Annotated in this window: 8 protein-coding genes and 1 pseudogene; 4 read left to right on the plus strand and 5 right to left on the minus strand. The window is 61.3% G+C overall.

Annotation, left to right across the window (positions count from 1 at the left end; genetic code table 11):
• Window positions 1–127 precede the first annotated feature (127 nt).
• Complete coding sequence (locus LH128_RS15805) at window positions 128–727, plus strand: hypothetical protein (protein ID WP_327195182.1); 600 nt, start codon at window positions 128–130, stop codon at window positions 725–727.
• A gap of 186 nt (window positions 728–913) precedes the next feature.
• Here the strand turns inward: LH128_RS15805 and LH128_RS15810 are convergent, their stop codons facing one another.
• Window positions 914–1,234, minus strand: coding sequence for a hypothetical protein (locus LH128_RS15810; RefSeq protein ID WP_008830664.1), 321 nt, complete (start codon window positions 1,232–1,234; stop codon window positions 914–916).
• A gap of 69 nt (window positions 1,235–1,303) precedes the next feature.
• Window positions 1,304–2,134 (minus strand): 23S rRNA (adenine(2030)-N(6))-methyltransferase RlmJ, encoded by an 831-nt coding sequence (locus tag LH128_RS15815; RefSeq protein ID WP_008830665.1) that lies wholly within the window; start codon window positions 2,132–2,134, stop codon window positions 1,304–1,306.
• Window positions 2,135–2,331: 197 nt separating this feature from the next.
• Here LH128_RS15815 and LH128_RS32220 point away from each other — a divergent pair.
• Both LH128_RS32220 and LH128_RS32225 read left to right on the plus strand, forming a co-directional pair.
• Window positions 2,332–3,271: pseudogene (locus LH128_RS32220) on the plus strand (transposase); the annotation flags it as partial.
• Window positions 3,272–3,528: 257 nt separating this feature from the next.
• On the plus strand, window positions 3,529–4,023 hold the full coding sequence (locus LH128_RS32225) for an isochorismatase family protein (protein ID WP_008830666.1): 495 nt from the start codon (window positions 3,529–3,531) through the stop codon (window positions 4,021–4,023).
• 166 nt (window positions 4,024–4,189) lie between these two features.
• Here the strand turns inward: LH128_RS32225 and LH128_RS15825 are convergent, their stop codons facing one another.
• The 3 genes from LH128_RS15825 to LH128_RS15835 are packed head-to-tail and all read right to left on the minus strand — an operon-like array spanning window position 4,190 to window position 7,192.
• A complete protein-coding gene (locus LH128_RS15825; RefSeq protein WP_008830667.1) occupies window positions 4,190–5,086 on the minus strand; it encodes a dihydrodipicolinate synthase family protein in 897 nt (298 codons plus the stop codon).
• A 1-nt stretch (window position 5,087) separates the two neighbouring features.
• On the minus strand, window positions 5,088–6,296 hold the full coding sequence (locus LH128_RS15830; RefSeq protein WP_008830668.1) for an LL-diaminopimelate aminotransferase: 1,209 nt from the start codon (window positions 6,294–6,296) through the stop codon (window positions 5,088–5,090).
• 35 nt (window positions 6,297–6,331) lie between these two features.
• A complete protein-coding gene (locus LH128_RS15835) occupies window positions 6,332–7,192 on the minus strand; it encodes a DMT family transporter (RefSeq protein ID WP_008830669.1) in 861 nt (286 codons plus the stop codon).
• A 157-nt stretch (window positions 7,193–7,349) separates the two neighbouring features.
• Between LH128_RS15835 and LH128_RS15840 the strand changes: the two genes are divergently transcribed.
• A complete protein-coding gene (locus LH128_RS15840) occupies window positions 7,350–8,579 on the plus strand; it encodes an aminotransferase-like domain-containing protein (RefSeq protein WP_327195183.1) in 1,230 nt (409 codons plus the stop codon).
• Window positions 8,580–8,675 lie beyond the last annotated feature (96 nt).

Below are 8,675 nucleotides of genomic sequence, written 5' to 3' on the forward strand. Positions count from 1 at the left end.
CGGCCCCCCCCCCCCCCAGCCGATCGGCTGGGTGGACAAGTTCAAGGGCGTCGCCTTCGAGACATACCATTCGGCGGCCACCGGCCGGATGGAGCAGCGCTGGACCGGCAGAAGGATCACGTTCCGCATGCCGATCATCGGGCAGAAGCCGACCGAGGCTGTCCCACTCCCCGAGGCCTGGCTGATCCCCGCAGCGCAGACCGAGGTGATCGAAAAGCTGCGCCTGCATGGCATCGGCTTTGAAACGCTGGCAACCGACCGGGTCCTTCTTGTGGACACGGTGCGCCTTCATGACGTCAGGCTGGCCCCGGCCCACGATGGACGCATCCCGGTGACGGCGCGTTTCACGCACGAACAGAGCGAGGCGGCGATCCCGGCAGGCACGGTGCGGGTTGCATCCGACCAACCGCTCGGACTGCTCGCGGCGGCGCTGCTGGAGCCGGAAAGCCTGGACAGCTTCCTCGCGTGGGGCCTGTTTCCCGAAGTGCTTTCGGCTCCCGCAGGAACAGAGGATTTCGTGATGGCGCCGATCGTCGACGCGTTGCTGGGATCAGATGCCGAACTATGCGCGGAGTTCGTCAGCAAACTGGCTGCGGACAGCACTTTTGCTGCCAGCTCCAAAGCGCGCTTACAGTGGCTGTCTGATCGCCTTCCTCATCGCGACGGGTTCAGCCGCGTCTATCCAATACAACGGGTGGTTGTCGAAAATTGGCTCGGCAAAATGTAATGACCGCAATGGGCGCGTCTGAGCGGCTTACGCGGCCGACATCGCCGACCCTTTTCGGTCACACAATCGCCGATTTCCATTCCCCAGGTGCAGCCTGTCTGCTTTGTCGGTCACCAAGTAGGAATGGTACGATGTTGTCTGACTAAGGCTATATCTGCGGTATGGGAGTCCAAGATTTGCGCCCGTTTAATTGCCGTCGGCATCGACCATGAACACTACGGGCTTGCCGCGCGATGCGGGATCCCATCCGGCCGACAGGGCTGCCCTTACGCCGCGCGAAGCAATCGTGTCGTTGATATGCAAACGCCCTTTCGGCAACCCTTTCAGCAGGCGCTTTGGAGCCGGAAATTCCAGCACCGCTTCACGCGCCATGCCGTGCTGGCGCAGAGAAATTGTCATCCCCTTCCAGCCATCGGAAGAGGACAATTGGGGATCGCTGACGAGCTCCCAGTCATATTTGAACCCGTCGATTTCGATGGTGCCACCACGGCCATGTTTATGAAGCATGGCACGCCTTTAGCATGTCGGCGGCAGCACTCCACCCCGCATCCGGGCCGCGCATCCATGCGCATGACCCTAGTCGTCCAGCCAACCGCATAGTATCTCGCCCTCGTGCCCTTCGGGCGCCAGCGCCGCGCGCGACGCTTCCAGCAGTGGTGGCAGCGCCTGCATGAAAGCGTAGGGTGGATTGACGATAAAAAGGCCTGCGCCGTTATAGATGCCAGGCTGCTCGCTGTCGTACAGCCAATGCTCCACCACCAGAAATTTCGGGATGCCGAGCCTGCGCAGCTGCGCCTTCCACCGCTGGTGCGTGGCGCTGTCTTTCAGCGGATACCAGATCACCGTCACGCCATGCGCCCATTTGCGGTGGGCGGCGGCGAGGGTGGCGGTGATGCGCGCGCGTTCGTCCGTCTGCTCATAGGGCGGGTCGACCACGACCACGCCCCGAGGAGTCCGGGGCGGCACCATCGCCAGCCAGAGTTCATAGGCGTCGCGTTCATGTATGGCCGCGCCGGTGCCCCGCATTGCGCCGCGCAGGGTACTGGCATCGTCCGGGTGCTTTTCGTTGAGGATCAGGGCGTCCTGCGGGCGCAGGAGCTGCGCCAGAAACTGCGGCGAGCCGGGGTACAGGCGGGGTTCGTCGCCCCCATTCACCGCATGCACGGCGGCCCGATAGTCGTCCAGCAAGGGGTTCGCGTCGGCAAAGGCCCGCAGCACGCCCTGCGTGGCCTCGCCGGTGCGCTGCGCGTCGTCGCCGCCAAGGTCGTACAGCCCGCAGCCGGCATGGGTATCGATCAGGGTCAGCGCGCCCGGCTTGTGCTGCAACGCGCGTACCAGCGCGATCAGGAGGCTGTGCTTTACGACATCGGCGCTGTTGCCGGCGTGGAAGGAATGGCGATAATTCATTGCGGTTCAAAAATCCTGACGATCAGCCTCTAAACGAGTCGCTGAACCTTCTGCAAAGCGAAGTTATGATGGTGCCTCTTTGTCAGGCGCGGAAGCGGAGCGCTATGCGATTGAAGTAACCAATCCGGCACTCGCATAGAGTCCTACATCGCATTTCGGCGCAAGGCTGCAAGCCTGCGTCAGCGATCGCCATTGGAGATGCGAGCCTGATCGCAGCCGATGCTAATCGCCAGGGCGGGGTTCGCGGCGGTGAGCCCTTGCCGCCGGAGGCGACCAACCATGCGGTGAACGAATATCTGGCCGTGCTCGACGATGCCGCGTTTGGTGCCGCGACGCCTGTCGTCCCGAAGTTCCTGTCGCCTGCCGATCCTGCCGCGCGCTGGATCAGCGCCAAGGGCGGTCAGGCGTTCTTCGCCTACTGCACCAATTATCTGATCGACCTGAAGAATGCCGTCATCATGGATGTGGAAGCGAGCACGGCGGTGCGGCAGGCTGTTGACTGCAGCACGGCGGATGATCGATCGCGTCCAGGACCGGTTCGAAGTCTGGCCCGCGCGACTGGCGGCGGACACCGCTTATGGTTCTGCAGAAAACTTAGCGTGGCTGGTGCACGAGAAAGGGATAAAGCCACATATCCCGATCTTTGATCATAGCAACAGGCGCACCGGCAGCTTCCAGCGATCCGCCTTCCGCTTCGAGCATAAGCGCGATGTCTATGTCTGCCCGGGGGAAAAGGATCTGAAACGGCTGCATCGCAACTTCGCAACATCTCGCTCCGGTGTCGATCAGGATGGCTTCATGTGATATCGCGCGTCCAAAGCCGATTGTGACGTTTGCGCACTCTAGCCGGACTGCTGTCCGGGCCAGCCCATCCGCAAAATCCTGCGTTCAGTCCATGAAGGCGCTCGCGATCTGGCCCACGATCTGGCGCTGACCGACGCCTATGTCACTTCACGTCGGGAACGAAAGAAGGTCGAGATGCTGTTCGCGCATCTCAAGCGCATACTGAAGCTGGATCGGTTGCGCCTGCGTGGACCAAATAGAGCAAAAGACGAGTTCCTCCTCGCCGCTACCGCCCAGAACCTCCGCAAGATGGCCAAGCTTTTGCCAATCAAGGCTCAACCAGCAACGGGTTGAAGGCTAAAACGTCATTTAAGCCATTCCCGCTTCGATCCCAACACCCGGCGAAGATCGACTTCTTCGACACTATCCATCCAATCCGGTCGTTCGGCGGCTTTCCGGACCATCTCCCCAGCCGACAGTGTGCTCTTCAAATGTAACCATAGCGCGCCGGGAAAGGCTACCCCAGCCAAACAACTCGGATTGGAGCGAGCCAACTTTCTTACAAATCGCTTGAGAGTGGAAATTGAGCGGCTTCCTCGCTAATGCAGTGCATGAAACAGGCACTTCTTATTATCGACGTCCAGCCCTCCTTCTCCCCACCTGACTGGCAAGTGGAAGGTATCGATCGGGTTTCCCCAACACTTCACTCCGTCGCTTTGGTCGAACGCCACAATGAGGCTGTGACGCCATTTTGGGCCCAACTGGGCTGGAGGCCAGCACCAGATGATAATCCTTTGGTGCGCGCGGACGTGGTCTTCGTAAAACATGGGTATGCTCCGACGCCCGATGTCGTCCAATATTTTAGGGACAGTGGCATTCAGCGCGTGCTGGTGTGCGGTATTCAGGCCGATACGTGCTGCCTTGCTGCCGGATTCATGCTGTTTGACGCAGGCCTTTACCCGACATTGCTCAAGTGGCTGACCGTAGGATCTTCTCTGGATCGATCCGCAAACCTGGGTGCCCAACTTTGGCGCCACCACTTCGGGAAGAATAGTGTGTTGGAAAGCGAGGACGAACTGAAAGCATTGAGTGCGTCGGGAGGATGAAGGGCGGAAGTTGGAGCATGCGCCGATCTGTCAACCTTCATCTGAAAGGGTCGCTATATGACCTGCGTCGCTCGATACCTGCTGAACTACAAACGGCACGTCCGGTCGTTCGATGGGGATGTAAGAATTTCCGGATTTGCCAAACTTGACCTTCCGGTGCCGCAGGCTATGCCCTATCCATAATGGCCCAAAGCGCCTTCGCGACCCGGCGCACATCTGTTTCCGAAATGGGCAGAATTGGCTTTGGCGGTGACACACTGCCCAGCCCCAACTCGGCCACAGCGGCATAGGCCACCCGCAGGCTTCCCAATTCGCGGAACAGTTCGAAGAGGGGCTGGAGTTGACGGCTGATCCTGGCGGTCTCGTTGGTGTCGTTCGTCTCGATCGCTGCGGCCAGCGCCATGGCCTGCGCAGGGAGGAAACCGGCAAGCACGCTGTAGAATGCGTCCGCACCCGCCGCCAGGGCATCCGCCATGCCCCAATCGCCGCTATATCCGATCGCCAGAACACCCGTGGAGCGTGAACGCAGTCCGTTGAGATCGGGCACGATCGTACCGGCAGATGGCAAGGGCATCTTCACTGCCGCGATATTGGGCAGTTCCGCCAATCGGTCGAGCAATGCTGGCGTGAATGCGAAGTGCGTCGTGCTTGGGTTGTTGTAGACGCATAGAGGAAGCCGCGTCCTCGCCGCTACCGTGGCATAATGCTCGAAAGCTTCGTGCTGCGTAAGCGGAGTATAGGATACCGGCGCCATGAGCAGCCCATCCGCGCCTTCGGCTTCCGCATCCCTTGCAAGATCCTGGGCATCATCGGTTCGTAGGGCGCCAACGCCCACCATCAGAGGCACCCAGCCCCCGACCGCCTGCACGGCAGCGCGGACCGCGCGTAAGCGTTCTGTCCGGCTGAGATAGGCGTAGGTCCCCGTGCTGCCAAGCAGGCCGATCGAGTCCACTCCCGCTTCCGCAAGATGCCGTACGAGCCGCGCGACACCTTCGATATCGACAATCCCGTGGTCGTCGGTCGGGGTGATCGGGAAGGCGGATATGCCTCTGAAGAGCGCCATTTCAGTCTCCCTTGCCAGTGGGCACGTTCACGCCTTTGGACAGAAGATAGCGCTTGATGCTGCGCGCGGCCTGTCGAATTCGCTGCTCGTTCTCGACAAGTGCGATGCGGACATATCCTTCACCCTGTTCGCCATACCCGACCCCCGCTGCGACAGCCACTTTCGCCTGGGTCAACAGCGCCTTCGAGAATTCGAGGCTGCCCATATGCCGAAGGGCGGGCGGTAGCGGCGCCCATGCGAACATCGATGCGCTTGGGCTTGGTATTTCCCATCCGCAGCGGGCGAAGCTGTCGACGAGCACGTCGCGTCGCCGATGATAGAGCTGGCGGTTCTTCTCGACAATGTCCTGCGGCCCATTGAGCGCCGCGACGGCGGCAGCCTGGATCGGCGTGAAAGCGCCATAATCGAGATAGGACTTCACCCGCGCCATAGCCGCGATCAGCCTGGGGTTTCCGACAGCGAAGCCGATCCGCCATCCCGCCATGCTGTAGGTCTTGGACAGACTGGTGAACTCGACGGCGACATCCTTCGCGCCCTTCGCCTGCAGGATCGAAACCGTCGGCCTTCCGTCATAGTACAGCTCCGAATAGGCAAGGTCGCTCAGAACCCACAGGTCCTTCTCCTTCGCGAATGCCACCAGGCGTTCGTAGAAAGCGAGGTCAACAGTCTCCGCCGTCGGGTTGGCGGGATAGTTCGTAACCAGCAGCTTCGGGCGGGGCACGGTGAAACGCATCGCGCGCTCGAGGCTCTCGAAATAGCGCTCGTCCGGCGTGGTCGGCACGCTCCTGATCGTCGCGCCGGCGATGATGAAGCCGAAGGTGTGGATCGGATAGGAGGGGTTGGGAGCAAGCACGACATCGCCCGGCTCGGTGATCGCAGTGGCCAGGCTGGCCAACCCCTCTTTCGATCCCATCGTGACGATCACCTCCGTCTCAGGATCAAGTTCGACGCCGAAGCGCCGGCCGTAATAATCGGCCTGTGCCCGACGCAGGCCAGGAATGCCCTTTGACTGGGAATAGCCATGGGCATCGGGCTTGCGCGTCACCTCGATCAGCTTCTCAATGACATGATCGGGCGGAGGCAGGTCTGGATTGCCCATGCCGAGATCGATGACATCTTCCCCAGCAGCGCGCGCGGCTGCCCGCGCCGCGTTGGTTTCCGCGATTACGTAGGGAGGCAGGCGCTTCATGCGGTAGAACTCTTCGGTCATGGCGATGTCTCGTGAAAGGAAAAATCAGGTATGGATCAGGAGAAGCGCTTCGCACCGGCCACGCAGAGGATGACGATCACGGTCGATGCGATCATCGTCCATGCCACGGGCTCTCCGAGAACCACGCCTGCGAGGAGCAGGCCAAAGAAGGGCTGAAGGAGCTGGAGTTGTCCGACGCCAGCGATGCCGCCGATGGCAAGGCCGCGATACCAGAACACGAAGCCCAGCATCATCGAAAAGACCGAGACATAGGCGAAGCCCGACCACGCGCGCCAACCGATGTCAGCCCAGTTCGCCGGCATAGTCCCTAAGGCGATGACGGTCATGACCGGCAGCGAGAGGAGCAGGGCCCAACTGATAACCTGCCATCCGCCAAGCCGGCGGGACAGCGCCGCACCTTCAGCATAGCCCAGTCCGCACAGCACAATGGACGCCACCATCAGCAGGTCGCCGGTCAACGAACCGCCTCCACCGTTGTACAAGGCGAAACCGGCCACCGCAGCAGCCCCGATTGTCGAGAAAAACCAGAAGGCAGGTTTGGGGCGTTCGCCACCGCGTAATACGCCGAAGATGGCGGTGGACAGCGGAAGCAATCCCACGAAGACAACCGAGTGTGCCGCTGTGATGTGCTGGAGAGCAAAACCGGTCAGAAGCGGGAAGCCGAGCACTACGCCGATCGAGACGATGCCGAGCGGCAGCAGGTCGGAGCGCGCGGGCCGTGCTTGCCGGAGTGCCATGAGGAAGACCGCGCCAAGCAGCGCCGCGATGACGGCACGCCCCGACGTTACGAACAGCGGCGTGAAGTCCGCGACTGCGAGACGTGTTGCCGGCAGAGACCCGCTAAAGATGATGACGGCCAGGAGGCCGCTGCCCCAACCGGCTGTAGTCCGTTCCATAACTCCTCGCTTTCGCGATCCGATTATTCGGAGAGGTCTGGCCAAGACAGAGACAATACAATACAAAAATCGCTAACTGTATGGCTATGTTCTGCCATACAATCAAAAAGGCATAGCGATGGGTCGGTTGCGCAGCGGAACCAGAACCGAAGAACTGATGGCCGCAATCCGTGCGAAGATCGCAAGCCGTGCAATCGGTCCGGGGGATCGGCTGCCCTCTGTCCGAGGGTTCGCCGAGACGATGTCCGTGTCTCCATCCACCGTGGTCGAGGCCTATGATCGACTGGCGGCGGAAGGGGTGATCAGCGCGCGCCGAGGCTCGGGCTTCTACGTGACGGGAAGCACTATCCCGCCGATGTCGGTCAGCGAGATGGGGCCACGCCGCGACCGGGCCGTCGATCCGTTCTGGATTTCCCGTCAATCGCTCGACGCCGATACATCCATGGTCAAGCCAGGTTGTGGCTGGCTGCCAACGGACTGGATGCCCAATGCCGCACTCCGCAAGGCCTTGCGATCGCTGGCACGCGGTGAGGATGCACTGCTGACCGAGTACGGCAGCACGCGTGGTTCGCTGGCGCTGCGCCGTCTGCTTCTCGGTCGTTTCGCCGAAGAGGGCATTGACGTGAGCGCTGACCAAGTTCTGCTGACCGGTTCCGGCACGCAGGCCATCGATCTGATCTGCCGCTTTCTGCTGCATCCCGGCGACACCGTGCTGGTCGACGACCCCGGCTATTTCAATTTCCAGGCACTGCTCCGCGCTCACCGTGTGAAGCTGATCGGTATTCCATACACACCCACCGGTCCCGACACCGCAGCATTCGAGGCGGCGCTGATTGCGCATAAGCCAAGGCTCTACATTACCAACTCCGCGCTCCACAATCCAACGGGGGCAAGCATTTCGTATCAAACGGCGCACCGCCTGCTGGGCGCGGCCGGAGCCCATGACCTCACGATCGTGGAAGACGATATCTTCGCCGATTTCGAACCATCGCCGTCGCCGCGTCTCGCGGTCCTCGACGGACTCGACCGGGTGATCCGCATAGGGAGCTTCTCCAAGACCCTCTCCGCGGCCGTGCGCTGTGGTTATATTGCGGCGCGTCGCGACTGGATCGAAGGATTGATTGATCTTCAGGTTGCGACGAGCTTCGGTGGACCTAGCCCAGTGGCAACAGAATTGATCGCCGATGTGCTGGCGGGTGGGAGCTATCGAAAGCATATGGCCGAACTGCGCCAGCGTTTGGCGCAGGCGCGGGACCGCTCCGCCGCACGTTTGGCGAAGTTGGGAATCATGCCGTGGATCATGCCGCGAGGTGGCTTCTATCTATGGTGCCGCCTGCCAGATGGTCTCGATTCCGCAGACATCGCTCGGCTGTCAACGCCGGGATAAAATTGGGCCAGGCACCGGTTTAAAAAGGGGCCAGTTGGGTTGAATAAAAGGCCTCAGGGTTGAGGCTGGGCACTATCGGCAGCGGGGAAGCGGCTG

The sequence above is a fragment of the Sphingomonas sp. LH128 genome (genome assembly GCF_000293195.2).
Lineage (GTDB): Bacteria > Pseudomonadota > Alphaproteobacteria > Sphingomonadales > Sphingomonadaceae > Novosphingobium > Novosphingobium resinovorum_A.

Coding starts and splice junctions, on each gene's coding strand:
- LH128_RS15805 (WP_327195182.1), top strand. CDS start 128: ATGCCGATCATCGGGCAGAAGCCGACCGAGGCTGTCCCACTCCCCGAG.
- LH128_RS15810 (WP_008830664.1), bottom strand. CDS start 1,234: ATGCTTCATAAACATGGCCGTGGTGGCACCATCGAAATCGACGGGTTC.
- LH128_RS15815 (WP_008830665.1), bottom strand. CDS start 2,134: ATGAATTATCGCCATTCCTTCCACGCCGGCAACAGCGCCGATGTCGTA.
- LH128_RS32225 (WP_008830666.1), top strand. CDS start 3,529: ATGAAACAGGCACTTCTTATTATCGACGTCCAGCCCTCCTTCTCCCCA.
- LH128_RS15825 (WP_008830667.1), bottom strand. CDS start 5,086: ATGGCGCTCTTCAGAGGCATATCCGCCTTCCCGATCACCCCGACCGAC.
- LH128_RS15830 (WP_008830668.1), bottom strand. CDS start 6,296: ATGACCGAAGAGTTCTACCGCATGAAGCGCCTGCCTCCCTACGTAATC.
- LH128_RS15835 (WP_008830669.1), bottom strand. CDS start 7,192: ATGGAACGGACTACAGCCGGTTGGGGCAGCGGCCTCCTGGCCGTCATC.
- LH128_RS15840 (WP_327195183.1), top strand. CDS start 7,350: ATGGCCGCAATCCGTGCGAAGATCGCAAGCCGTGCAATCGGTCCGGGG.